General features: G+C 70.2%; 23 protein-coding genes, 1 tRNA gene and 1 pseudogene. 15 read left to right on the forward strand and 10 right to left on the reverse strand.

What is annotated here, in order from left to right:
* Window positions 1–91: 91 nt before the first annotated feature.
* Complete coding sequence (locus ABFX51_RS13665) at window positions 92–1,741, reverse strand: thiamine pyrophosphate-binding protein (RefSeq protein WP_091508417.1); 1,650 nt, start codon at window positions 1,739–1,741, stop codon at window positions 92–94.
* A gap of 57 nt (window positions 1,742–1,798) precedes the next feature.
* Here ABFX51_RS13665 and ABFX51_RS13670 point away from each other — a divergent pair, with 57 nt between their 5' ends.
* Together ABFX51_RS13670 and ABFX51_RS13675 are read left to right on the forward strand one after the other, a co-directional pair.
* Window positions 1,799–3,070 carry a hydroxyacid-oxoacid transhydrogenase gene (locus ABFX51_RS13670; RefSeq protein ID WP_346053877.1) on the forward strand — a complete coding sequence of 424 codons (1,272 nt, stop codon included), beginning with the start codon at window positions 1,799–1,801 and terminating at the stop codon, window positions 3,068–3,070.
* The gene (locus tag ABFX51_RS13675; RefSeq protein ID WP_346053878.1) at window positions 3,064–3,495 is read left to right on the forward strand and encodes an acyl-CoA thioesterase; all 432 of its coding nucleotides are present in this window, start codon (window positions 3,064–3,066) and stop codon (window positions 3,493–3,495) included. Before ABFX51_RS13670 ends, ABFX51_RS13675 begins: the two co-directional genes overlap by 7 nt.
* Here ABFX51_RS13675 and ABFX51_RS13680 read toward each other — a convergent pair.
* The 4 genes from ABFX51_RS13680 to lanKC form a co-directional block, all read right to left on the reverse strand.
* The gene (locus ABFX51_RS13680) at window positions 3,461–5,146 is read right to left on the reverse strand and encodes an ABC transporter ATP-binding protein (protein WP_346053879.1); all 1,686 of its coding nucleotides are present in this window, start codon (window positions 5,144–5,146) and stop codon (window positions 3,461–3,463) included. The two genes, ABFX51_RS13675 and ABFX51_RS13680, sit on opposite strands and share 35 nt — an antisense overlap.
* Window positions 5,143–6,741, reverse strand: a complete 1,599-nt coding sequence (locus tag ABFX51_RS13685) for an ABC transporter ATP-binding protein (protein WP_346053880.1) — start codon at window positions 6,739–6,741, stop codon at window positions 5,143–5,145. Before ABFX51_RS13685 ends, ABFX51_RS13680 begins: the two co-directional genes overlap by 4 nt.
* Window positions 6,742–6,829: 88 nt before the next feature.
* Window positions 6,830–6,976 (reverse strand): SapB/AmfS family lanthipeptide, encoded by a 147-nt coding sequence (locus ABFX51_RS13690; protein WP_091508131.1) that lies wholly within the window; start codon window positions 6,974–6,976, stop codon window positions 6,830–6,832.
* Between the two features lie 18 nt (window positions 6,977–6,994).
* Window positions 6,995–9,535, reverse strand: coding sequence for a class III lanthionine synthetase LanKC (gene lanKC, locus ABFX51_RS13695; RefSeq protein WP_346053881.1), 2,541 nt, complete (start codon window positions 9,533–9,535; stop codon window positions 6,995–6,997).
* 244 nt (window positions 9,536–9,779) lie between these two features.
* Between lanKC and ABFX51_RS13700 the strand changes: the two genes are divergently transcribed.
* The 4 genes from ABFX51_RS13700 to ABFX51_RS13715 all read left to right on the forward strand — a co-directional run bounded on the left by ABFX51_RS13700 (window position 9,780) and on the right by ABFX51_RS13715 (window position 10,981).
* A complete protein-coding gene (locus ABFX51_RS13700) occupies window positions 9,780–10,145 on the forward strand; it encodes a hypothetical protein (RefSeq protein ID WP_091508127.1) in 366 nt (121 codons plus the stop codon).
* Window positions 10,138–10,545, forward strand: coding sequence for a hypothetical protein (locus tag ABFX51_RS13705; RefSeq protein ID WP_346053882.1), 408 nt, complete (start codon window positions 10,138–10,140; stop codon window positions 10,543–10,545). Before ABFX51_RS13700 ends, ABFX51_RS13705 begins: the two co-directional genes overlap by 8 nt.
* 50 nt (window positions 10,546–10,595) lie before the next feature.
* A tRNA-Lys gene (locus tag ABFX51_RS13710) sits at window positions 10,596–10,668 on the forward strand.
* A gap of 82 nt (window positions 10,669–10,750) precedes the next feature.
* Window positions 10,751–10,981 carry a hypothetical protein gene (locus tag ABFX51_RS13715; protein WP_346053883.1) on the forward strand — a complete coding sequence of 77 codons (231 nt, stop codon included), beginning with the start codon at window positions 10,751–10,753 and terminating at the stop codon, window positions 10,979–10,981.
* Window positions 10,982–11,251: 270 nt separating this feature from the next.
* Here ABFX51_RS13715 and ABFX51_RS13720 read toward each other — a convergent pair.
* The 5 genes and pseudogenes from ABFX51_RS13720 to ABFX51_RS13740 all read right to left on the reverse strand — a co-directional run.
* Window positions 11,252–12,259: pseudogene (locus ABFX51_RS13720) on the reverse strand (recombinase family protein); the annotation flags it as partial.
* A 185-nt stretch (window positions 12,260–12,444) separates the two neighbouring features.
* Window positions 12,445–12,693, reverse strand: coding sequence for a hypothetical protein (locus ABFX51_RS13725; protein WP_346053884.1), 249 nt, complete (start codon window positions 12,691–12,693; stop codon window positions 12,445–12,447).
* A 626-nt stretch (window positions 12,694–13,319) separates the two neighbouring features.
* Window positions 13,320–14,441: a replication-relaxation family protein gene (locus tag ABFX51_RS13730; RefSeq protein WP_346053911.1), complete on the reverse strand. Its 1,122-nt coding sequence runs from the start codon at window positions 14,439–14,441 to the stop codon at window positions 13,320–13,322.
* A 77-nt stretch (window positions 14,442–14,518) separates the two neighbouring features.
* Window positions 14,519–14,695, reverse strand: coding sequence for a hypothetical protein (locus ABFX51_RS13735; RefSeq protein WP_346053913.1), 177 nt, complete (start codon window positions 14,693–14,695; stop codon window positions 14,519–14,521).
* A gap of 564 nt (window positions 14,696–15,259) precedes the next feature.
* Window positions 15,260–16,732 (reverse strand): helix-turn-helix transcriptional regulator, encoded by a 1,473-nt coding sequence (locus ABFX51_RS13740; RefSeq protein WP_346053885.1) that lies wholly within the window; start codon window positions 16,730–16,732, stop codon window positions 15,260–15,262.
* Window positions 16,733–16,892: 160 nt separating this feature from the next.
* Here ABFX51_RS13740 and ABFX51_RS13745 point away from each other — a divergent pair, with 160 nt between their 5' ends.
* The 9 genes from ABFX51_RS13745 to ABFX51_RS13785 all read left to right on the forward strand — a co-directional run bounded on the left by ABFX51_RS13745 (window position 16,893) and on the right by ABFX51_RS13785 (window position 24,929).
* On the forward strand, window positions 16,893–17,540 hold the full coding sequence (locus tag ABFX51_RS13745; RefSeq protein WP_346053886.1) for a bifunctional DNA primase/polymerase: 648 nt from the start codon (window positions 16,893–16,895) through the stop codon (window positions 17,538–17,540).
* A gap of 87 nt (window positions 17,541–17,627) precedes the next feature.
* Complete coding sequence (locus ABFX51_RS13750; RefSeq protein WP_346053912.1) at window positions 17,628–18,179, forward strand: DUF4254 domain-containing protein; 552 nt, start codon at window positions 17,628–17,630, stop codon at window positions 18,177–18,179.
* Window positions 18,176–20,062, forward strand: coding sequence for a hypothetical protein (locus tag ABFX51_RS13755; RefSeq protein ID WP_346053887.1), 1,887 nt, complete (start codon window positions 18,176–18,178; stop codon window positions 20,060–20,062). Before ABFX51_RS13750 ends, ABFX51_RS13755 begins: the two co-directional genes overlap by 4 nt.
* The gene (locus tag ABFX51_RS13760; protein WP_346053888.1) at window positions 20,059–20,616 is read left to right on the forward strand and encodes a phosphoribosyltransferase; all 558 of its coding nucleotides are present in this window, start codon (window positions 20,059–20,061) and stop codon (window positions 20,614–20,616) included. The genes ABFX51_RS13755 and ABFX51_RS13760 overlap by 4 nt, the downstream gene beginning before the upstream one ends.
* 191 nt (window positions 20,617–20,807) lie before the next feature.
* Window positions 20,808–21,680 carry a glycosyltransferase family 9 protein gene (locus ABFX51_RS13765; protein ID WP_346053889.1) on the forward strand — a complete coding sequence of 291 codons (873 nt, stop codon included), beginning with the start codon at window positions 20,808–20,810 and terminating at the stop codon, window positions 21,678–21,680.
* Window positions 21,681–21,686: 6 nt separating this feature from the next.
* Entirely contained in the window at window positions 21,687–22,823 is a 1,137-nt protein-coding gene (locus ABFX51_RS13770) for a hypothetical protein (RefSeq protein WP_346053890.1), read from the forward strand.
* Window positions 22,824–22,825: 2 nt separating this feature from the next.
* Window positions 22,826–23,572 carry an SDR family NAD(P)-dependent oxidoreductase gene (locus ABFX51_RS13775; protein ID WP_346053891.1) on the forward strand — a complete coding sequence of 249 codons (747 nt, stop codon included), beginning with the start codon at window positions 22,826–22,828 and terminating at the stop codon, window positions 23,570–23,572.
* Window positions 23,569–24,165, forward strand: coding sequence for a histidine phosphatase family protein (locus ABFX51_RS13780; RefSeq protein ID WP_346053892.1), 597 nt, complete (start codon window positions 23,569–23,571; stop codon window positions 24,163–24,165). Before ABFX51_RS13775 ends, ABFX51_RS13780 begins: the two co-directional genes overlap by 4 nt.
* Before the next feature lie 104 nt (window positions 24,166–24,269).
* Complete coding sequence (locus tag ABFX51_RS13785) at window positions 24,270–24,929, forward strand: TylF/MycF/NovP-related O-methyltransferase (protein ID WP_346053893.1); 660 nt, start codon at window positions 24,270–24,272, stop codon at window positions 24,927–24,929.
* Window positions 24,930–24,936 lie beyond the last annotated feature (7 nt).

Consider the following 24,936-nt stretch of genomic DNA (forward strand, 5'->3'; position numbering starts at 1 on the left):
ACCATGCAGAAGTACCAATTTCAGAATTCGGGAAATAGTAAGGAATTCCGACCCTACGCGAGTCCCGCGGAAAATGCGAGGCGAGCTCGCCTCAGCGGGTGCGCTGCGCCGGGAAAAGGGCGCTGAGCCGCACGTCGGGGTCGATCACGTCCGGGTCGGTGCGCACGTCGATGACGCTGGGCCGCTGGTGCCGCAGCGCCCGCGCGATCGTCGGCTCCAGCTGCTCGGGCGACTGGACGGTGTAGCCGACCGCGCCGAGCGAACGCGCCCACGCGGCGAAGTCCACCGGCTCCAGCGCGACCCCGGACAGCCTGCCGTGCGTGCGGGCCTGGTGCATCGCCATGTCGCCGTACAGCCCGTTCTGGCTGACCACGACGATCACCTGCGCGCGGTAGCGGACCGCGGTCTCCAGCTCCTGCCCGCTGGACAGCAGGCCGCCGTCGCCCGTCATCGCGACCACCGTGCGCTTCGGCGCGGCGAGCTTGGCCGCCACCGCCGCGGGCACCGCGTACCCCACCGTCCGGTCCGCCGGCCCGAGCTGCGTGTGCGGGGCCGTGAAGCACCAGTAGCGGTGCACGAATCCAGCGAAGTTGCTGGAGTCGCTCGCGACGATCGTGTTCTCGGGGGCCGTCCGGCGCACCGCCCGCACCACGTCGGCGGGGTGCACGAGCACGCTGCCCCGCGTGTCCGGAGGGGTCATGTAGGTGTGCGTGGAGGCGTTCGCGGCCGAGCTGCGCCGCGTGCGCGGGATCGCGACGCCCGCCAGCTCCCGCAGGAACGGCGCGATCTCGCACTCGATGCGGAACGTGAGGCCCCGGCGGCGCGTGGGGGTCAGCCCGGTGCCGATCACCACCAGCGTCTGGCTCGGTGACGGGTAGCGGTGGTTCTGCGTGGTCACCTCGTCCAGCCTGGTCCCGATGGCGAGCACCAGGTCGGCGCGGTCGAGCGCGTCGAGCTGGCGGGCCGGGATGCCGAGCCCGAGGTGACCGGCGTAGCGGGCGTGGTTCTCGGGGAAGGCGTCCTGCCTGCGGAACGCGTTGTACACCGACAGCCCCAGTTTCTCGGCCACTTCGACCAGTTCGTCCCGTGCCGCGCGCACCCCGGCACCGGCGATGACGACCGGGTAGCGGGCGTCCGCGAGCAGCGACGCGACCTCGTCGGCCGAACGCAGCAACGCGCCGCTGCGGTCGGGCGGCGGTTCGGGCTGGGGAACGCCGCCTTCGTACGGCGCGATCCAGAAGTCGTCCGGCACCGCGAGCACCGCGGGCCCGCGACGGCCGCGCCGCACCTCGCCCAGTGCCTCGGCGAGCAACGCGGGCACCTCGGAGGCGACCTCCGCGCGGGCGCTCCACTTGGCGTACGGGCGGAACGGCTCGACCGGGTCGGGATCGTCGGCGTCGTCACCGAGGAGGCCCACCGATGGGCGGTCGGCCAGCAGCACGATCATCGGCGTCTCGTCGCGCTGCGCCGTCTGGACGCCGGGGAGCAGGTTCAACGTGTTCGGGCCGCGGGCTCCCAGCAGCAGCGCGGGCACCTCCCGCAGCTTGCCCTCAGCCTCGGCCATGAACGCTGCGCCCGTTTCGTGCCGGGCGTGCACGACGGTGAGCGGGGAGTCGAACTGCAGTACGTCGAGGAGGTCGAGGAACGAGTCCGCGGGCACGGTGTACGCGCGCCGCACGCCCGCGTCACCCAATACCCGGACCGCCGTCCGCCCGACCGTCCACCCTTGCTGATACGTGATGGCACCTAGGTAATCAGCGTTGCCGACCTTGGTCAAGTAGCCCCCTATGCTCAGGACGTGGCCAACGAGACCGTGTTCACCTACGGGGCGCCCGCGCTGAAGTACGGCGCAGGCGCCTGCGAAGAGATCGGGTACGACCTGGTTCAGACCGGTGCGCGGAGCGTACTCGTGCTCACCGATCCCGGCGTAGCCGCGACCGGCTGGCCGCGGCGCATCGCCGAAGGGCTGGCGGGGTACGGCCTGCGGGCCGAGATCTTCGACGGGGTGCACGTCGAACCGACCGACGTGAGCATGGCCAAGGCGGTCGAGCACGCGCGCGGCACCGGCCCGTGGGACGCGTTCGTCGCGGTCGGCGGCGGCTCCACCATCGACACCGCGAAGGCGGTGAACCTGTTGACCAGCAACGAAGGCGAGTTGATGGACTACGTCAACCCGCCCGTCGGCGGCGGCCGCGCGCCCAGTGCGCCGCTCAAGCCGCTGGTCGCGGTCCCGACCACCACCGGCACCGGCGCGGAGAGCACCACGGTGTGCGTGCTGGACGTGCTGTCGTTGCAGGTCAAGACCGGCATCAGCCACCTGCGGCTGCGCCCGACGCTCGCCGTCGTGGACCCGCGGCTGACGGTCACCCAGCCGCCCTCGGTCACCGCGGCCAGCGGGATGGACATCCTGTGCCACGCGGCGGAGAGCTACACGGCCAAGGCGTACACGGAGTTCGAGCGCAAGAAGCCCGAGGAGCGCGTGCCCTACTGCGGCGCGAACCCGATGGCGGACATGTTCGCCGAGCGCGCGCTCGTGCTGCTGCGCGACGCGCTGCCCGCCGCCGTCGAGAACGGGGACGACCTGCACGCGCGGGAGAACCTGTCGCTCGCGGCGACCTTCGCCGGGCTCGGCTTCGGCAACGCCGGTGTGCACATCCCGCACGCCAACGCCTACCCCATCGCCGGACGCGTCCGTGAGTTCGTGCCGGAGGGCTACCCGCCGGAGGAACCGCTTGTGCCACACGGCATGGCGGTGTCACTCACCGCGCCGGAGGCGTTCCGGTTCACCTTCCAAGCCGCGCCGGAACGGCACCTGCGGGTCGCGCAGCTGCTCGGCCCCGAGGTCGACCGGCCGAACGACGACGCCGACTACCTGCCCACCGTGCTGCGGCGGCTGATGGAGCGCATCGGCATCCCCAACGGCATCGGCGCCGTCGGGTACACCGAGTCCGATGTGGACTCACTCGTCGAGGGCACGCTCAAGCAGCAGCGGCTGCTCGCCATCGCGCCCCGCACGCCCACGGAGGACGACCTCGCGGGCATCCTGCGCCGGTCGGTGTCGCTGTGGTGAACGAGTACCCGCACTGGCGGACGGTGCCGACGCGCTGGAAGGACAACGACGTCTACGGGCACGTCAACAACGTCGTGCACTACTCGCTGATGGACACGGTGATCAACACCTGGCTCATCGAGCGTGGTGGTCTGGACCTGGAGAAGAGCCAGGTGATCGGCCTGTGCGTCGAGTCCCACTGCAACTACCACGCCTCGGTCTCGTTCCCCGACGTGCTGTCGGTGGGCCTGCGGGTCGGGCACCTCGGCAAGTCGAGCGTCCGCTACGAGATCGCCATCCGGCACGGGGAGACCCTGGTCGCGGAGGGGCACTTCGTGCACGTGTTCGTCGACCGCGAGACCCGTCGGCCGGTGCCGGTCGAGGGCAGGCTGCGGGACTGCCTGGAGGAGCTCAGGCCGCGACCGGATCGGTCCACGCCCGCATGAGCGCGGCGTAGCGGGGCGAGGCGGCCAGCAGGTCGTCGTGGCTGCCCAGCAGGGTCGACCGGCCGTCCATGACGAGCACGCGGTCCGCGCGCAGCGCCGACGAGAGCCGGTGGGCGATCACCACCAGCACCCCGCCACGCTGCGCGAAAGCGCTTTCCGCGCGGACCTCCGCGGCCGGGTCGAGGCCGGACGTGGCCTCGTCGAGGATGACCACCCGCGCCGGGCTCGCGTACACGCGGGCGAGCGCGAGGAGCTGGGCTTCTCCCGCCGACGTGCGCCCCAGCTCGGCGTCGAGCCCGCCGAGGCGGGACACCACGCCGTCCGCGCCGACCGCCCGCACCGCCGCGACCAGCTGCTCGTCGGTGGCGTCCGGCGCGAACAACGCGAGGTTCTCCCGCACCGTGCCGTCGAACAGGTAGGTCTCCTGCGGCACGAGCGCGACCAGCCGGTGCAGCGCGGCGGGACGCAGCTCGCGCACGGGCACCCCGCCGACGAGCACGTCGCCCGCCTGCGGCTGGACCATCCCCGTCAACAACGACGCGAGTGTCGACTTGCCGATACCGCTGGGGCCGACGACGGCGAGGTGGTCACCCGGCGCGAGCCGCAGGTCGAGGTCGCGCACGATCGGTTCGGCGTGCTCGCCCCAGCCGAACGTCAGCCTCCTGGCTTCGACGGTCGCGTCGGCCGGTTCGCGGTCGCCCGAGGGCTGCGGGGGCAGGACGGTGGTCTCCCCGACCCGCCGCAGGGCCACCAGCAGCCGGAGCACGACGCTGCTCGACGTCGCACCCAGGTTGTGGACGGCGGGCTGGAGGCTGGTCGCGAGGTAGACCAGCGAGCCGAGCGCGGCCCCCGCGCTCAGCGCGCCGGACCCGACGAGCCCCGGTGCGACGAGGAGCGCGAGCAGCAGGGGCAGGAAACCGCCGGTCGCGATGACCGCGGTGCGGGCGGCCGCCATCCGGGCGAGCCGCATCGCCGACCGCGCCTGGTGCTCCACGGCGGCGTGCAGCGGCAGCGCGACCTCCGGTTCGGCGCCGCACGCCACCACGTCCCGCATCCCGGCCAGCACCGTGCCCGCACGCTCCGCGGTGGTCTCGTCGGCGAGCGTCACCTCGCGCTGGCGTCGCGCGAGCCCGGGCAGCAGGCAGCCGAACAGGACCAGCGAAGCGCCGACGGGCACCGCCACCAGCCACGCCAGTGGGCCGGCGACGGTGAACAGGCCCAGCAGCGCACCCCCGGTGGTCACCAGCATCACGCGCGCCTGCACCAGCAACCCGGCGGTCGCGTCGCGGATGACCTCGATGTGCTGCGTGATCCGCGCGACCGCAGCGGCGTCGACCCCGTTGCGGCGCGGCGGGTTGTGCAGCACCCCCTGGACGACAGCGGTGACCAGCGCGTCCCGCACCGGTTCGACCAGCGTGCCCAGCTGCCGCCACACCAGACGTGACGCGCCTGCCCCGGCCAGCGCCACTGCCCCGAACACGAGCAGCCACGCCACGCCGCGCCCCGGGTTCCCCGCGGCGAACCCGTCGTCCACCGCGAGCTGCACCAGCCGTCCGGAGGTGAACGCAGGCAGCCCTTCGGCGACCGAGCACGCGGCCAGGACCAGCCCGCCGCGCCACTGCGCGCCCAGCGCGCGCCAGTACAGCCTCACGTCCCCTCCGTGAAGATCGCGCGGTAGTCCGGTTCCCGCCACAGCACGTCGTGCGGTGCGGCCGCGCGAACGGCCCCGCTTTCCAGCCACAGCACCAGATCCGCACGCGCGGCGGTCGTCGGCCTGCGCGTCACCACCACGCGGGTGCTGCCGGACTCCCGGATCGCACCGTCCACAAGGGACTCGGTCACGGTGTCGAGGCTGGCCGTCGCGTCGTCGAGCACCAGCACCCGCGGACGGCGGACGAACGCGCGGGCGAGCCCCAGCCGCTGCGCCTCCCCACCGGACAGCGGCGCTTCGGCGAGCGGCGTGTCGTACCCCTCGGGCAGCCGGACGACCAGGTCGTGCACCTGCGCCTGGCGGCAGGCCGCGCGGACCGCGCCGCGCCCCGCCCAGGTGCCGAACGCGACCGCGTCGGCGACGGTGTCCCCGATCAGGGCCGGCCGCTCGAAGGCGTAACCGACGAGGGCACGCGGAACCTCGGCGGCCGGCGCACCGTCGAGGCGCACCCCGTCCGGCGTCAGGCCCCCCAGCCGCGCCGCCAGCGTGGACTTCCCGGACCCCGAACGCCCCACGACCGCCACCAGGCTGCCGCCGGGGATCCGGATGCCGTCGAACTCCAGCACCCCGTCCCCCTCGGGCACGGTCGTCCCGCCGCGCTCCGGCACCGGTTCCGACAGCACCTCGACGATGCGGTGGGCGCTCGACCGAGCGCGGGAAAGCGTGGTGAGCAACGGGATCTGGCGGACCAGGCTCATCCCCAGCGTCACGTACCCGAGCGCGGCGAGCACCTGCCCGACGCTCAGCCGCCCCGCGAACACCCCGAACCCGGCCGCGGTGAGCACCGCGAGTTCGACGGCGGGCAGCAGCAACGCGGCACGCCACACCATGCGCGCCTGCGTCCGCCACATGCCCCGCCCCGCCGCGTGCAGCCGGGGCAGCGGCCGGAGCACGCGCCCGGCCTCACGCTCGGCGGTACCCGACGCGGCGATCGTGCGCAGTCCGCGCACCGCGTCCAGCAGCCGCGCCGACAACTCGCCGGAAACCCGCTGGTAGGTCAGCACGTCATCGGCCGTGCGCCGCAGGTGCGCGCGGGCGGTGAGCAGCGCGAGCGGCACGCTGCCGAGGAAGACCAGCGCGAGCCGCCAGTCCATGAGCGCGAGCAGCACCACCGCCCCGGTGCTGATCACCACCGAAGAACCCAGCTGCACGACGATCGACACGATGGCCCCGGCGGCCGTGCAGTCCCCGGTCAGCCTGCTCAGCACGTCCCCCTCGGCGAACCGCGAGCGCAGCCCCAGCGCGAGCACCCGGTCGACCAGCAGCCGCCGCAGCCACGCCGTCGACGTGCTGGTCACGCTCGTGGTCAGGATCCCGCCGGCCACCTCCGCGAGGATCTCCGCGGCCCCCAGTACCAGCACGAACGCGACCAGGGACAGGCTCGTCCGCCCGGCGATCGCGGAGTCCACCGCGCCCGCCAGCGCCGACGGCAGCAGGAGGCTCGCCGCGGCCGCACCCGCGGTCACGAGCACGACCAGCAGCGCGCGCCCCCGCACGCGCCGCGTCGCCGCGCGCAGCAGCTCCTCGCCCGTCATGTGGAACCTCCTTGCCCCGACGGGGCCGGACGCGGTAGGCACGAATGGGAGCGGCGCACTTGGCCTGCGCCGCTCCCACCCGCTCCGATCAGATGGTGCTGCAGCCCAGGAGGCTCAGCGTGCTGTTCGCGCAGCCGGCGAGCAGGCTCAGGTTGCTGATCGGGTGGCCGCCACCGTCGCCGCCGCCGCCGTGCTCGGGGGCTTCCATGGCCTGCAGGTCGAGAACCAGATCCATCGTTTCGCCTTTCTCCTGTCACTTTCCCCGGTCCGGTCGGACCGAAGCCTGTGGGCCGCCGAGGAACGGCAGCACCGGTGTGCCGTCGAGGACGGCGCCGAGCCCGAGCAGGATCCCGGCGCCGCCCGTGGCGACGTCCATGGACAGCCGCAGCAGCTGGTTGCCGGGGAACGCGATGCCGCCGCGGAAGGGGATCGCGTACCAGGCCAGCCGCGAAAGGTGCACCTCGATCGCCCGTTCGGCGACCGGGTCCGCCCCGCGGTGCCTGCCCGCCGCGAGCGTGGCCATCAGCCCGGTCCGCCCGTACAGCAGACCGGGGTGGATCACGAACTCGCCGCGGCACGCTTCGCGCAGCCCCCGCATCCGCGCGACGCTCTCGGCGTCCGGGTGGTGCGCGGCGAGGTGCTCGGCGACGAGCGCCACCCCCGCGCTGCCCACCGCGAGGTAGGGCAGGGTGCGGGCCCGCCCGTCCTTGGCCTGGAGCGAGCCGTCGTCGGTCTCGACGAACTCCTCGAGCTCCCGGTTGAGCGCCCGGTCGGCCGCGTCGAGCCACGCCCGGTCGTGGGTCTCCTCGAACAACCGCACGAACAGCAGCGCGGGCCCCGACCAGCCGCTGACCAGCCCGGCCTTGGCGAACCTCCCCGGCGGCGCGGGGGTGTACCCGGTCAGCTTGGCGCCGATGCGGACGGCCTGCTCGCGGTACTCGCGGTCGTCGCGAGTGTCGGCGAAGTGCAGCAGGTTGAGCGCGATGCCCGAGAGCCCGGACCACAGGCCCGGCTCGGTGGTCTGCTCGACCAGCGCGGCGGACTCGTCGAGCACGCGGGTCGCCTCGTCCCGGTAGCCGAAGTTCTCCAGCACGTACGCGATCCCGTGAGCGCCGTCGAAGAAACCGGGACGGGCGGGCGGGTCACGCCGCACGGACTCGATCAGCCACCGCTCGTGCTCGGGGTGCCGTCCGCCGCCGGTCAGGTCGAGCGCGTGCAGCACACCCGCGGCCCCGACGGCGAAGCAGGCGCCGCCGACCTGGAACTGGTCGATGTCGCCGGGGAAGAGCCGGTCGGTGCGGTCGGGGGTGGCGCTGGCGAGGACGGCCGTGGCGATGGCCTTGCGGACGAGCGGCCAGTCCGGTTCCGGGTCGTCGAGGTCGGTGCGGATCGGTTCGAGGCCGGGCCGCACCAGCTCGGCCCCGTGGTCCGGCGGCAGGCCGAACCGGTCCCGCACGAAGTCCAGCAGCGAGGGCAGCTTGCCGGGAGCGAGTTCGAGCAAGGCGTTGAGCGGCAGGAAGAGCCACAGCCGCAGGGCGGCGAGCGCGTGGTCGTCGATGGCGACGCCGGTCAGCCCCGGCGGGGCCTTGAACCCGGGCGCACCGAGCGCCGGGCGGCCGGGCGCGTCGGCGGGGAAGGCGAGTTCGAAGTCGACGAGCGCTACCTGGTCGTCGTCGTCCACCAGCACGTTGTTGGGGTGCAGGTCGCCGAAGACGATTCCGCGCTCGTGGATCGCGTCGAGGAGCTTCGCGAGCCTGCCGAGCAAAGCGTTCGCCCGCTCCGCGTACGCGGGCAGGTCGCGCTCGGCGGCGTCGCGGCGCGTGAGCGGGTAGTGGTGGGCGAGCCAGGAGGCGAGGGAAATGCCGGGCACGCGGTCCATGGCGAGGAAGTGGTGCTCCCAGACCGTGAACAGGCGGTGCGCGGCGGGCACGCCGGGGATGCCGGCGAGGCGGCGCAGCACGTCGTGCTCGCGGTGGAGGCGAACCACGGCGTCCACGTGGTCGCGGTCCAGTCCGGCGTGGGGGCGGGCCTCCTTGAGCACGACCTCGCGGCCGTCGGCCTTGTCCTCGGCCAGGTAGACCCCGCCGCCGTTGGAGAAGTGCAGGGAGGAGGTCACCCGGTAGGGGAACTGCGCCGGGTCGCCGCCGCGGCGGGCCGCCAGGTGCGGGGCGAGGCACTCGGGCAGCTCGACCCAGTCCGGCAGCTGGAAGGTGGGGGTCCGCTCGTCGGGGACGAGTGTCCCGTCGGGCTTGCACACGGCGAGCACTCTGCGGCCGTCGGCCTCCACCCAGCGCTCGGAGAAACCACCGTAACGGACGTGGAGTGGACCTCCACCGTAGCGCAGATCGCTGAGAATGTAGGGCCCGGACTCCCCGGAAAGAACTCCGGACAGATCATGAAGTACGCGTTCCAGCTCATTGTTGTCACTCGGATAAATAGTGGCGAGCTTGCCGCTGCCCTCCCGCGCCGCGTACTTTGAATTGTTCGCCAGCACCATCTCGGCCGTGCGCAGGTGCTTGAAGGAAATCGATCTTTCCAGGCAGTACCGCCACACCTCGACGAGCACCCGGCGGGCGTTCGACGGCGTGCCCGAGACGTGGATTTTCCAGCCCTGCGAAGGAAGATCGCGGTCCACGGGGCGGAAGTAGCGCCACACCCCCCGCTCGGCGCACAGCCACCCCCCGTCAGGTTCCGGCAGCGATTTCGCAAATTCTTCACCGCTTTCAGCGGTGTTCCGCTGCTCGTCGAAAAAGAGCGGATCGGCGAAGCAGAACGCCTCGTACCTGAGATCCATTTCGGGGGCTCCTCCGCGGCAATTTTTGCGGTGCCGCCATCTTGCACCCGCAACCCCGGTGAATACCAATAGGCCGTTTCGGCGTTGTTGGGACCACGCACGCCCGCGTTACCACCAGGTAGCGAAGACCCGGCGTAACGACTACACCACCCAAATGGAGGCATAACTTCCAGGCCGCCGGTTCTTTTGCCGCCCCTGCTTCACCCGCGAGTAGGGGTGACGGGGCCCGGGTTAAGCTCGGCAGGTGATCTCGGGCTTCGCGGTAGCGGTGGCGGTGACCTCGCTTTTCGTCGCCGCCTGGGCCTTCGTGGCCGCCGCGCGGAACCGGGAACCGCAGCGGCCGTTGCTCGTGGCACTGGCTGTGGTCGAGGTGTTGCTGGTGGTGCAGCTGGTCATCGGGATCGTGGGGCTCGTGCGGGGCGGTCACCCGGGCAGCCTCGCGACGTTCCTGGCGTACCTGGTGGGTTCGCTGGTGATCATCCCGGCCGGCACGGCGTGGGCGCTGGCGGAGCGGAGCCGGTCGAGCACGGTGATCCTGGGCGTGGTGTGCCTGGCGATCCCGGTCATGGTGCTGCGGCTGCACGAGATCTGGGGAGGCGCGAGTGCCTGAGCAGCGGAAGACGGCGACGGGTCCCGGCCGGATCCTGGTCGCGGTGTACGCGATCTTCGCACTGGCCGCGACGTCACGGGCGGCGGTCCAGATCGCGACGAAGTTTTCGGAGGCGCCGGTCGCGTACGTCCTGTCGGCGGTGGCCGCGGTGATCTACATCGTGGCGACGGTCGCACTGGCCCGCTCGGGCTCGACGTCGTTCCGGGTGGCGCTGGCGTCGTGCACGGTGGAGCTGCTGGGCGTGCTGACGGTCGGTACGCTGAGCATCTTCGACAAAGCGGCCTTCCCGGACGCGACGGTGTGGTCGGGCTACGGCGAGGGGTACCTGTTCATCCCGCTGGTCCTGCCGGTGATCGGCCTGCTGTGGCTCCGCCGGACGGCCCGCGTACCGCAAGGGTGAGAGGAACGACTAGGCTACGTGGCGGTGCCCCGCTCCGGCAGGGGCCACCGGGGGCGTTAGCTCAATTGGTAGAGCTGCGGACTTTTAATCCGTAGGTTCTGGGTTCGAGCCCCAGGCGCCCCACCGATTTAGTCATTGTGCGAACCACTCCGTTCGGGGCCGTTTCCGCTGGTAGGGCGGGGGCGGCCTCGTCGTTGTTGCGGGGTTGGGGGATGCGGAAGACCGGGATGAGCCGGTCGGGGCCGGTGATGGTGACCTTGGCGACCAGGGCTTCGACGAGGGCCTTGGTCTGGTTGTGGGTGCCGCTGGTGATGATCTCGGTGATGTGATCGGCCACCGCTGCCAGGCTGGCGGGCTCGGGCATGGCGGGCTCGTCGTCCAGGGCGAGAGTCAGTTCGTCGCGGCGGACTCGGAGTTGCTTGGTGGTGGCGCGTAGCTCGGTGAGCCGGTCGGCGACGAGTTCTTCGTCCATCGTGCCGCGCTCGAACGCGGACAGGTAGCGGTCGATGGCCTGCCCGGTCTTGGTGATCTCGTTCTCGACGGCGGCGAGTTCGGCGTGCCGGTCGGCGTGCGCGGCCCGGTGTTGGGTCTGTTCGTGGGCGATGGCGTCGGCGATGAGGTCGTGCCGGGTGCGGTAGAAGCTGGCCAGGGCGTCCAGGACGGCCGCGTCCACGGCGTCGGCGTTGAGCCGCGACATGTCGCACTTGCTGGCGTCGTAGCGGGCGAGGTTCCAGCAGGTGTAGTAGCGGTAGGTGCGGTTGCGGCCGGTGGCGCGGGTGCCGATCATGGCCTTGTGGCACTGGGGGCAGCGCAGGCGGCCGGTGAGCACGTAGTCGGAGCCGGACGCGGCCCGGTGGGCGTGGGATTCGCCGCGTGCGTCGAGGATGGCTTGGGCCTGCTCCCACACGGTGAGGTCGATGATGGGTGCGTGGGTGTCGGTCACGGTGGTCTCCCGGAACGTCAGTTCGCCGAGGTACACGCGGTTGTTGAGGGCGCGGATGACTTGGTAGCCGGACCACTTGCCGCCCGAGCTGGTGCGGTGGCCCCGGTCGTTGAGCACTTTGGCGATGGCGCGGGAGCCGAGCCGGTCCTTGGTGTAGAGGTCGAAGATCAGTCGCACGATCACGGCTTCGTGCTCGTCCACGATGAGGGTGTGGGTGGTCTTGTCGACCTGGTAGCCGAAGGGGCGTTTGCCGCCTTTCCACTTTCCCTTGGCGTGCTTGCGTTCCATCCCGGCGATGACCCGGTCGATGATGGTGTCGCGTTCGAACTGGGCGAACATGCCGAGCATCTGCACCAGCATCCGGCCCATCGGCGTGGAGGTGTCGAACGGTTCCGTGGCGCTGCGGAACACCACCCCGGCGGAGTCGAGTTCGTCGAGCAGCATCACCATGTCCCGCAGGTTCCGGGAGAACCGGTCGACCCGGTAGACGAGCAGCACGTCGATCAGCCCGGCGCGGGCGGCGGCGAGCGCGCGTTGCAGCCCGTCGCGTTCGGTGGTGGCACCGGAGGCGTCGTCGGGAAACCGCGCCACGAGCCGCCAGCCGGGCTGCGAGCCGATGTAGGCGTCCAGCCGCGTGTCTTGGGCTTCGATCGAGTAGGGCTGGTGCTCGTCGTCGGTGGAGCGCCGCACGTAGATCCCCACCCGCACATCGTCGCCGAGTGTGGTCATCGCGGCCTTCTTCGTGCGTTGCGCGGTCGTCGATCGCGCCATTGTTCCGACCCCCTTGGTTCGGTATTTCCGCGTGCCCTGTAGTAGCCGTTTCTCGGCTACTACAGGGCGACTACGCGGCTACTAGATCACTACTAACGTCGACTTATAACCGCAGCTCACGGGCGGTGTGTCGTGCTTCCATTATCGCTCATCAAGCACGGTAAGGGAAGCGGAACAGTGCTGTTCTACGCAGCTTTTTCGTTGCCCTCCCCGGGGTTCTCGTAGTTGTTTCTCCATTGGCCGATGAGCGTGGCCAGGGTGGTGACGGCAAGGTCGTACTGCTGGGCGGTTATCGGTTCGGTGTCGATCCGCTCCACGCGCCAGGTGTCCTGTGTGGCTGATCGCGTGGGGCGGAACGGGAGCACGGTGGCGTCATCGCCACCGCTGTCCTGTTCGTGGTCGTGTTGGGCGTGGTCGGGTGTGTGCTGGGGCATGGTGCACCTCGGGTGCTCGCGAGCCCGCACTCGATGGCGGGAGGTCGCGGGCGGCTGTCGGGCGGTCACTGGGCAACCGTCGATCAGCAGGACCCGCCGGCCCTCTGGTCACCAGCACCCCGGAAGCCTCCACAGTAGAGGGTTCGTGGTGGGGGTGATGGCCGCGCCGCTACGCGCGATTCAAGGACCGGCTGGGGTCTGAACTGCTCCAACCATTGTGCCGCTTCGACTCCCCGACTGCCTCATCACATTTCTCGGGCACCCGCCGGGGCCAGCGATCACCGGTTGACTGAACCCTTCCCACTGTCCACCCGAGACATTCGCCGAGACCAATGCCGGGACCGCGAGACAAGGTGCGGGACTGCGTGTCTCGCCGGTCTCGCTTGCGGTCTTGGTGTCTCGTCTCGACCTGTCTCGGCGTCCCGGTGTGGTCTCGCCAGATGCGGGACCACGGTGGACAGCTCGACGTACAGCGGGTTCAGATTTCCGTGCTGCGCAAAGGCGACGGGCCGAACCAGCGAACCGGTGCGGCCGTCGTCGCTGTCTTTCCTGCGGATCAGGTCATCGTTGGTCACCACCTTCCGGGCAGTCGGAAGCGCGCGGGAACCCCCTGCGAGGAGAGGGATTCAGGCGGCCCAGCGTGTTCGTCGTGGCCGGTGGACGTCCGGCCGAGCCGGGGCTGTCGGCGCGCGGTATACGTCATCGTCCGCGTCGTCGTAGAGCGTCACGTCGCCGAGGTCGTCATCGTCGTCCACATAGCCCGCCGGGTCGGCTGGTTCGGGCTGGGGTGTGTCGATGCGGCGCGACATCTCACGGTCGTTCGGGTCGAGCGCCGCCTCGTTGAACGGCTGGTCGGTGTTCGAGGCGCTGTGTTCGACGGAGGGGCCACGTTGCGGCAGTTCGGCCAAGCGGTACCGGCGCGGCACGGTATCGCCGCCCTGCGGCGTCCACAGGCCCCAGATCGGCCCTGCCGGGCCGTCGGCGTGGCCGAAGGTGCTGTCGTCGCGGGCCGCGGTGGCGATCACGAACCCAGGCTCGGAACCGCCGAGGGCGCGCCGCAGCGCCGTGCGCAGGGCGATCTCCCGCCGGGTGGAGTGCACCGAGAACAGCAGGACGCCGAAGGCGTCGGTCGGGAAGGCGGCGTAGTCGGCGAGCTTGCCGGTGACCTTGGTCAGCGATTCGGTGCCGGTGTCGTGTTCGAGGAAGAACCGCACCGTCCGGCCGTCTTCTTCCCAGCAGCCATACCCGTCCGGGCGCAGCCGGGTTTCCCGGCCGCCGCCCAGGTACTTCCAGAAGAACTCGGTGCAGCGGCGTTCGGACCACCACTGCGTCAGCCCGTCCACCTCACCGTCGCGGCCCGCCTCGCGCAGCCGGGCGGGGTTGCGGTGGGCGGCCAGGGTGCAGAAGAAGTCGTTCACGCCGAGCTGGTGCTCCAGCTTCGGCCACAGCGCCAGCCGTTCCAGGCTCTCGGTGTACGCCTTCGGCGCGGGCGGGCGCTCCGCGCGCTGCGCGGCGATCAGCCGCGCGCCGAGGTAGCCCAGCGCGTAGCGGGTCTGGCTCGTCCCGCCACGCAGATAGGACTCGCGGAACGCGAACACCACGCCCAGCTCCCGCAGGTGCCGCAGCCGATCCTGCGCGCGGCGCACCGACAGGAACTCGATCGCGGCGATCTGGTTGGTGGTCAGCACCTTGTGCTCGGCCAGCAGGGCCAGTAGGCGCCGGTCCCGGTCGACCAGGCGGAACCACAGGCCCGCGTCAGGCTCCCCGGCCCGCCGGCCGCCGCGCCCCGCGCGCCCCCGATGTGTGGATAGGTGAGGATCACTCCTCAGTCGGCCTTCCGCCCGCTCCCGCCGATACCACCGCTGACCAGCGGGTTTAGTAGCAGCGGCCTCGGCGTTTTGGTCGGCGGATTCAGAACGCCGAGCCTGCGCTGACCCAGACGCGGAACGAGACGCCAACCCATCCGCACCCACCACGCCACGGCCACCAGCACGGTCAGCACCGTCCACCATGATCACCACCACCTTCCGGCCGGAGCAGCCGAGAGATCCCCGGCACCCCTGAACTCCGAATTTCGGCCCCAAAATCCTGGCCCGTGACCCAAACGTGACCGAAAACCGGTGGATTGTGACCGTGGAGTGATCTCGCCGTGACCGGCGCGTTGTGATCGGTGATCTCGCCGCCTTCGGCGGGTGGTGACCATGATCGACCGTCCCTTCCAGTGTGCCGGAAACCCCTGCACTAATAAAGGCCGATTTTTCGCCCGATTTTGGACACCAACGCACCCGACTGAGACCAGGCTGTTACCCACAGCCCACCCGTCGCCCGCACGAGCTGCACCGGGTATCGGCACCGCCGTGCGCGGCCATCGCGCTCCTGGTCTCGACGGTCGGATCTACAGGTGTCGGGTGAGGCGCTTGACTGGTCCGTAGGGCTATTGATCTGCGGAAACAGCGAACCACACTGAGTCAGTCAGCGGGCCAGTCATAGGTGGCCCGCTCACTGGCCGGTCGGTGGCCTGCTGTTGACATGCTGAGTGGCCCACCGGCTGCCCGTGCTTGCGGACTCAGGCGAGCAGGACCTTGCGATTGCTCCAGGCAAGGTGCAACGCCGCCGCTGCCCCCGGAGAGAGTCGCTTGGACTCGCGGAGCCACGTCAGTGTGTTTTCCTCGAACGGAAAGGCTCGCGCGGGCATGGTGCCTTCCGAGTTGGTTTCGACGGCGTTGGCGAACAGTTCGTCGTAGGTGTCCGGTGCGATGACTGCGGCGGTGAGGATGTCGCCGGCAAGCGTGAGCGCGTCCAGCGTGACACCGAGGCAGAACACGCGGATGTGACCGTCGCGTAGCGCCTTGTCCATCGTGGTGAACGGTTCCAGCTTGTCGTATCGGATCGGCTTGCCGGAGCCGTCGTACTCGTCATGGCCGAGCAGTTCCTCGGCGTACTCGCGCTGGATGTTGCGCCAGATCGAGAAGTCGGCGGCGACGGCGGCCGGGATGACGGAGGAGGGTTGGAAGATGCCCGCGGGCAGCAGGTGCGCCATACCGCCGCCGCCTGCGACGCTGGCGGAGTCGCGCTGGTGAAGGACAACGCTGGGGCTGTCGCCGCCCCTGATGGTCAGGGTGCCGATCGCACCCATGAGCGGTCGGCGGCCGAGGTTGAACGGGTCTGAGATCAGCTTGCGGAAGGTCAGCCGTCGCATGGAGGCGCGCGGCATGACGGTTTCCCGGTCGTTGTCGATGGCGAGGTGGTGGGCGGCGAATTCGTGGGCGAGCGCCTCGTTGGTGTCGACCGCGTCGAAGAAACCCATCTGCCCGAAGTGCAGGCTCGGCTGGGTCCAGTCGAGTCCGAGCAGGCGGAAGCACAACCGGTTCTCGAACAGGCGTGGCGCGGCGAGGTCTCGGATGGCGTCGTGGTAGCGGCGGTATCGGGCGTCGATGGTGGCCAGCGGGCGAACCGGGGCGCTTTCGGGTTCTTCTCCGGTGACGGTGGGCTCGGCGACTACGGAGTCCAGTGTCAGTGTGATCTCGTCCAGTGGGACGGGCTCGGCAGGAATCCAGTTGGGCGCGCTGATGACACCTGTGTTCTTCAGTCCCGGCACGCGATGGTCGCGGTACAGCGACTCGGCGAGCACAGCGAGGTCGCGGCGATGCTTGCCCAAGGCCGAACGGACCTGGCGCCACTCGTCCTGGTCGCGTTCGAGATGCGGGTCGGCAGTTGTGGGCACGGTGGCGAACGTGAGCGGCGCAGGAAGGGGCTCGGTCTGGTCCTGCTCGGGTCGGACCGTGCGCGGCCTGCGGAAACCGAGTTCGTCGCCCGCGCAACCGAAGAACTCGGCGAGCAGTCGGCGATAGAAGGGCTGTGGCCACACGACTTCGCCGCGCTCCCATCGGCCGATGGTCTTGCGCGTGATTTGGGGGTGCTTGCCGTACCGGGTGGCGAGGTTGGTCAGTTCGTCGGCCAGATCCTGCTGGGACAGCCCGCCCCGCTCGCGCAGAGCGATCAGTACGGTGTTCGGTATGCGGGGCTCGTCGGGTGACACAGGATCAACGGTAGGGCGTGCTGCACCCGCAGATCAGGAATGTCCCCCCAATGTCCCCGATCTGGCCCAACTGTGGGTACTTGCTGTGGTCGTGTTCGTCCCTGCTGCCTGGTGAACTCGTAGACGCCGTTACACCAGGTCAACCGAGGGGTGAACACCGATGAACGACCGCGCTGGCGCCGCTCACGGAACGCAGATCGCGCCGCTCGTGCCGGGGATTCCGGGACTTGCCTGGGCCGAAACGCGCGCCGCCGCCGTCGACCTGGCGAGGCACGGCTGGCCCGTGCTGCCGGGAACCTACCAGCTTGCCGAGCACGGGGCCTGGCTGGGCAGGTCCGGCGCGGCCGGGCTGGAACCGGTCGCCGCGCTGTGGCAAATGGCCACGACGACCAACCCGGACGTGGCGATGGAGTGGTGGACACGGCGGCCGTACTCGGTGCTCCTGGCGTGCGGAGCCGGGGTCGACGGGGTTGAGGTACCCGCCGTCCACGGGCAACGCGCGCTGGGACAGGTCTCGCCGGCCTGGCGTGGTCCGGTCGCCGTCACACCCTTCGGTTCGTGGTTGTTCTTCGTGCGCAGCGACGATGAACCGCTGCGCCCTGAGCTGGCCGCGAACGCACATGCGCAGTTGCACGCGAGCGGGGCGTGGTTGCCCATCCCTCCAACGGTGCGTGATGGCCTGCCGTATCGCTGGCGGGTGCCCCCGCACATCGTCGGCTGGGCGCTGCCCGCTTCGGCCGAGGTTCAACGAGTGCTGGTCGCGTCGCTGAGCCGTCAAGCCGGCGGTGCGCGACCCAGCCTCACCTGAGTAAGCCGCGCCTGCGCCGAGGATGCCCCGACCGCCCTCGGCGCAGGCGCACCCACGCCCACATCGACCCAAGGGGAGGTGCCGATCATGGCTGATAGCGGTGAACAGGCCACACAGTACGTGACGCGAGTGCGAGAAATCCTGCCACGATCCGCGTCGATCATCGAGGCGTTCCGCGACACCACCAGCAGAGACCATCCCGGCCAGCTCGTCCTCGACACGGCGAACGAGCTGGCGGCCCAACACGAGCAGCAGTGGCAGGCCGAGGATGTCAGCCGCGCTTCCGGCGCGTCCGCCGAGGCCATCGCCGAGAGCAAGCGGCTCATCGACGACCTCAACGCCCGACGTGTCGCCCTGGTGGAGCGGATCGACGAGTGGGTTTCGGCCCAGGTCCACAGCCGCGCGGACGCCTCCCTGCACACCGAGACCCTCGGCTCGGTGGTCGACCGCCTGGCGATCGCGTGGGTCCGTGCGAACAGCCTGATCAACACCAACGATGCCCGCGATCGAGCCCGCTTGGCTCTGCGGCAGCTCGCCGAGCTGGCCGACGCCTACGACGACCTGATCCGCGACGTCGCCACCGGCCACCGACGGCTCCCGGCGTGGCGCCTCCTGAAGACCTACCGGAGCGCACCGTGACCGCAGAGGCACATCAACACCTGTCGGTGTCGCTCAACGGCGTCGACAACGTCGGGAAGACCACGCAACTCGCCTGGCTGCACCGTGGGATGCCCGACGCCCACCTTGTGGGTACTGTGGATGCCTGGGATTCCCGATGGCGCGAGGTCGCTGCCGAAGACTTCGCCCACTGGTGGTTTGTCGGCTCCTCCACGGCCGAGCACGTCGGACTGATGCTGGGCAGCCACGTCGCCCGCCGCGACGCGAGCGGACCGCTGGCCCTGGAAGACCGCGGCTTACCCATGCTCCGAGCGACCTGCGCCGCCACCGCCGCGCTCAAGGACGGACTGTCCCCGACAAAGGCACTCCGGCTGGTGGACCGCCTCGCGGCCGATCTCCCGGTCGCCGCACCTCGGCGCGAAGTCCACGTGCTGTTACGCCGGTCCGGTGACCCCACACGGGAAGCGGCCGAGGCGTTGCGGCGCGAGCCGAAGCCAGCCAACGAACGGTACGCCGCCTACCAGCGCACGCTCGCGGAGGTTTTGACCATCCAGGTTGAACGCGGGGACTACCACGCCGTGCTCGATCTCGGCGACGCCCCGATCCTGGATGTCCAGCGAACGCTCCGGAGCCACCTGGCTGACGCGGGCGTCAACGTGGAACCGCTGCCGAACGACGTGTTGGAACGGCTGTGGGTGCTGGGCGGCATGTCCGAGAGCGGCAAGAGCACAGTCGGCGAACTGTTGCGCGACGAGCACGGCGTGACCAGGTTGAAGATCGGCTACCTGGTGGAAGTCGCCGCCATGCGGGCTGGAGTCGTCGACCCGTACGAGCACTGGTCGGAGCGGGAGCAGGCGGAGCGGCTCACCGACGAAATCCTGCGATTCGCCGAGACGACCAAGGCGCGCACGATCAGCCTGGAAAGTGCCCACCGCTTCGAGGCGACCGCGCACCTCAAACGGGTCTGGGGTGACCGTTGCCAGGTCGTCTACGTCGATGCGGATATGTCCGTCCGGGCGAGCCGCGCGGCGGAGAGCGAGTCCCGGTTGCGTGGCCGCGACGCGACCAAGCGCGAACGCGGAGCGGACCGGATCGCCGAGATCGCCGATCACCTCATCGACAACTCCGGGCCGCTGAGCGCACTCAAGCTCGCCGTGAGCCGAATCGCGTCGACCGTGGACCTGCCCAGGGTGACGTTCCACGCGAGTGGGCCGGTGACCCAGAGCGGGTGGTTGGGGCAGGCCGTCGACCACGTGTGTGACGAGCAGGTCGCGCTCGTGCTCGCGACCGGCAGCACGGGGACCACGAGCTGGCGGGACGGGTGGAGCGATCTTGATCTGCTCGTGGTTCGTGACACCGCGCCCGCCGCGTGGCTGCGGGACGTTGCGGGCACCCTTCCCGCACCCGACGCGATCAAGGTCGGCCTCAGCGTCTTCACTACCGCCGACATCGACGCGCTGCGGGTGCCACCGCGCGTCGTGCAGTCGCTGCGCCGCGCCGCCCAAGGGGTCGGCGTGCTCTACCGGCGAGCGGACCATCTGCTGCCGGTGCCGGCCGCCGCACACGGCGATCGCACCAGCCGGGGCGAGTTGGGACTCGTGCTGATGACCACCCGCCGCCTCCTCGCCGCCGATCAGCCGGACGTGCGCGCCGTGCACAAGCACCTGGTGCTACTCGCCAAGATCCTCCTGCGCGCAGACGGACACGACCTCCACGACGCCGATGAGGTGCTCACCGCGTTCCGCGAGCTTCACCCCGCCGCCGAATGCGCACCGCCTGAACTGTCCGACCTCATCCGCCGCCCCGGCGACCCGGTCCTGCGCGGACAACTCGTCGACGCGACGGACCGACTGTTGACCTACCTCGACCGACTCGACCACACCACCGTGAGGACCAGCGAATGACTACTGTTCCCGAAGACCTCGCCTACCAGGCCCGGCGCGTCCGCCGTCTCGGCGTGCCCCCGCAGACTCGGGATGTCCGGATCGTTCACGAGCTGGACGGCATCCTCGACCAGGTCCACCCCGCGACGTTGCTACGGACCGGTGGCGCGCTGTGGGACGCATGGTCGCGCCACCCGGAGTCCACGGCCCCGGACCTCCTGCTCGGACTGGACGCGGGCGGCATCCTGCCCACCGTCGCCGTCGCACTTGCCAGCGACCTGCCGTACCGACTGGCCTGGAAGCTCGACCTCGACCTGCCCGACAAGCGGCGCTTCACCGAACCCCATGCCCGCCGCACCGAGGTATTCACCTACGGCGACCTCGCGGGAACCCGCGTGCTCATCGTCGATGACGAGATCACCACCGGCAACACGCTGGCCAACCTGGTCACGGTGCTCCGCGAGTCAGCCGTGGAGGTGACCGGCATCGCGTGCCTGATCGAGGACACCACCGGCAACGCCCGTCCGCTGCTGGAATCGCTCGGAGTACCGCTGTGCACCCTCACGCGACTGTGAGCCCGTGGACGATCGAGCCGGTGACGCTGCAACGCGGCGGGCCAGTCATCGTCCCCCGCCACCACGCACCCCTGGCCCGCGCGCTGCCGTTTCGGCGCGCGGCCGGGGAACTCCCCTCCTACACCAGCGGCGCGGACGTGATCGGCGAACGCGGCTGGTCAGTGGTCCTCGGTGACCGCGGCTTCGGTGATGTGCTGCTCGCGCTCGGACTTGTTCAGGCCCTCGCCGATGGGACCGGACGCGACGCCGAACTCCACTACGAGGGACCACGTCCACGCCTGATGCAACGATGCCGGCTGCCGTTGAGCACAAGCCTCACCGAAGGCCCGCACACCGTCTACACCAGGCACGGCAATGGATTCACCTTCCACGCGATCCCCGAACGACCCCAGGCGTGGCTGGACATCCTGGACGACGAACTCGTTGAGGTCCACGCCGCTCTGCCGATGCGGTACTACCTCGCCGCCGAACAAGCCCTCGGCGTCCGGCTCCCCGCCGACCGCGCTCCGCTTCCAACCTTCAGATCGAGCGAGCAGGCACGACCGTTCCACGTCGTGTTCGTCTCGGCGACCAGTTTGCCAAGCCGCAAGGACTACGGCGCAAGCGGTTTCGCCCGCATCTCGGCTGTCCTCGTCCAGCGGTTCCCCGCGCCGTGGACGTTCACCTTGATCACCAGTAGCGATGCCGAGCCTATGACCTTCGAGGGCATCGAGGTTCTGGTCGGGCTGGACGCGGTGGACTGCCTGGACGTCTTCGCGTCAGCCGAAGTCGTGATCGGCAACGACACGGGCCTGACCCATCTCGCCGCACTCACCGAACGCCCGGACGGAACCGGCCCGCACGTGATCGGGCTCTACGGTCGCCACGCCCACACCAAGTGGACCACCGGGACCGCACGTCACCACGCCATCGCCACCACGTTCTCCCAGATGCTGGCCCTCGCCGACCGCTGCCCGGTGCGCGACCACCTGGACGACGCGCTGTGGTCGCGATCGGCGAGCCTCGCCGACCTCCCGGCGGAGATCATCGCTGAGTTCGCGAGCGACCTCGCCGGTTGGTGGTGACTGCTCATGCTGAGGATCACCAACCACCGACGCTTCACGGCCAACCACACCTGGCACGTCGACTGGGCCGGGCACGCGCTGTTCGTCAAGGCCAACCCGAACCACGACGAGGCCCGCGCCGAATGCGCAGGACACGCGCGCATCCGCGAGTTCTACCCGATACCGGGGCTGCGTGGCGCGCGACGAGCCGCCCGCTGGACCGTGCTCGTCTACGACCGGTGGCCGTACCTCGGCCACGATCACGGCCTGCTGCTCGACGAGATCACCCACGCCGACCTCACGGGCGACCTGGCGCGGCTCGACACCTGCCTGACCGCCGTGTTCCACCACTACCGCCACGTCATCGGCAACACCCTTCGCCCCACGACCAACGGGGAGACGATCAGCAAGCTCTACGGCGACCGCGCCGCTCCCGATGGCCGCCTCGACCAGTACTACAGATCCAACGCACCGTGGCCGATCACCAACGGAACGCGGAGAGTCCGCCCACAGGATCTGGCAGACGTGCGACTGGTCGTCAACGGCCGCGAGCACGCCGTCGACTTCGCCGAACTGATGACCAGGCTACGGGTCCACTTCGCCCGCCACAGCCCGGTCTGGGCCGCCATCACCCAGGGCGATCCCACCGACATCAACATCGGCTGGTCGCCCGCAGGCGGACCGGTGTGGTTCGACTACGACACCGGAGGACTCAACGCGCTACCCGGCGAATTCGCGTGTTTCCTGCTCTACCAACGCCTCCACGGCGCATGGCTCACCCCGCACTACAACCCGGCCGCGTTCGACGACCACCCCTCATCGCTCGCCCCGGCGAGCCTCGCCGAGCCCGTCGTCCAGGTCGAACACACCCGCTCATCGCTGGTGATCGACTATCGGCACACGCCCAGCCGAGCCCGCGGACATGTCCTGCGCCGCTACCTCGACGAGATCATCCGGCCCATCGCGTGCCATCTCGGCATCGACGACCTGATGGCGTGGATGCGCCCGTACCTGGTGATGCGGCTGCTCGCCGTCTACCACCTCGCCGGCCTCGAACGCCGCGACACTGCGCTGTCGCTGGCCCTACTCGCCCAAGCACTGGACCCCGACACCACACTGCCGGACTTCCTCGCCCTCACACCATCAGATGCGGAGGTCAACTGACCGTGGCCCGTCCCGTCGCCATCGTCACCGGAGCCGGTTCCGGCATCGGCGCGGCGATCGCCGTGCGCCTCGCCGACCGCTACGACCTCATCCTCACGCACCTCCACGACGACCCCGATCTGCACAACGTGCTCGCCACCGTCGAACAACGCGGCGCTGCCACAGTCGCGATCACGGGCGATCTCACCGACCCAATGACGATGGACACGCTCGCACACGAAGTCGAGCACGCCGCCGAACGGCTGAAAGTCCTCGTGTCCAACGCCGGCGCCTATCCGCGCATCCCCTGGACCAGCCTCGACCTGGACACCTTCCGCGAGCAGATCGAGGTCAATCTGGTCACGCACGCGGCGTGTGCCCAGCTCGTCACCCCGTCCCTCACAACGCGCGGCCACGGCCGCATCATCACCGTGTCCTCGGTGCTTACCCAGCTCGGCCGTGTCGACCTCGCCGCTTACATCGCGGCCAAGAGCGGTCTGGAAGGACTCGTGCGCGCCCTGGCCCGAGAACTCGGACCACACGGCATCACCGTCAACTGCGTCCGCGCAGGCTCCATCGAAGTACCCGCCGAACACGCCGTCGTCCCAGACCACGACGCGATGATCACCCGACAGCTCGACCGCCAGTGCGTCAAACGCCGTGGACACCCCGACGACATCGCCGCCGCCGTTGACTTCCTCGCCTCCCGCGACGCGGGGTTCATCACCGGCCAGTGCCTCACCATCGACGGGGGTTGGTGCATGACATGACCCCCGCCGCGCTCTGGATGCGCCACGGCACCTGCGACGATGGGCTCTGCCGCCCCGGCGCTCACGCCCGTCCCGGCAGTCCACTGACCATCGCAGGCACCGTCGAAGCCGAACTGACCGCCCGCGAGCTGCACAAACATCGCTGGCAACCGGCACTCATCGCATCCAGCCCACTGCGCCGCGCTCGCCAGACTGCCGCCCTCGTCGCCCGCGCGTCGGACAGCCGACTTGCCGAACCGATCAGCGCGTTCGCCGAATGGCGAGCCCCGTACTGCGTGCTGGGCCTCGCCTCGAACCAGTACCCGCCCGACTACATCGCTTGGCGGCAGCAGCGCGCCGACAACCCGGACAGCGCCCTGCCCGGAGGCGAAAGCCTCCGGGCGTTCGCCGAACGCGCACTCGAAGCCGCAACCATCGCCGGTGACCTCGCCACCGAGCACGGCCCGGTGCTGATTGTGTCGCACCGGCTGCTCATCGGCGCCGTCGCCGCCCTGCACCTCGGCTACCGCCACCCCGCCGACATCTTCGGCTACGCCAGCGACTTCCGCCTTGCCCCCGCCCAGTTGTGGGCACCACCGAGGGAGACCACGTGATCAATGATCAAGCCGACGACCGGATCTTGCCGCACGAATCGGACCACGAGCGAACCGTCCGCCACCGCCTCGCCAGCCTCCTGGCCGACAGCCCCATCCCACCCATGGAACTGATCGACAACCTGGCCCTCTACCTGCGCAGGCAGCCGCTGACCGACCTGCTCTCCCTGGACGCGCTCTACCGAATGATCCTCAACGTGCCGGGCGTGATCATGGAGTTCGGCGTGCACCGCGGACGTCACCTCGCCGCCCTCACCGCGTTGCGCGGCGTGTACGAGCCGTACAACCCGCACCGCCGGATCATCGGCTTCGACACCTTCACCGGCTTCCCCGACGTGACCGACATCGACACGACCGGCCCCAGCGCCGTCGCCGGCCGGTTCGCGCTCACCGACGGCTACCCACACCACCTGCGCGACGTGCTCGACGCCCATGAGCAGGGCGAACACCTCGGCCACATCCGGCGCACCCTGATCGTCCAAGGCGACGTGCGCGAAACCCTCCCGCGCTACCTGACGGACAACCCGCACACCGTCATCGCCCTGGCCTACTTCGACCTCGACCTCTACGAACCCACCCGCGACGCCATCGACGCCGTCCGGCCGTACCTCACCAAGGGCAGCGTGCTCGCCTTCGACGAACTCGCCCACGCCAAGTGGCCCGGAGAGACCACAGCACTGCGCGACACCCTCGGCACCGACCACGGCACGCTGCGTACGCTGCACGGCCGCGCCACCCCGACGTACCTGCGGTGGGGCACGTAGTCGCAGC

The sequence above is a fragment of the Amycolatopsis dongchuanensis genome (assembly GCF_039542405.1).
GTDB classification, from domain to species: domain Bacteria; phylum Actinomycetota; class Actinomycetes; order Mycobacteriales; family Pseudonocardiaceae; genus Amycolatopsis_E; species Amycolatopsis_E sacchari.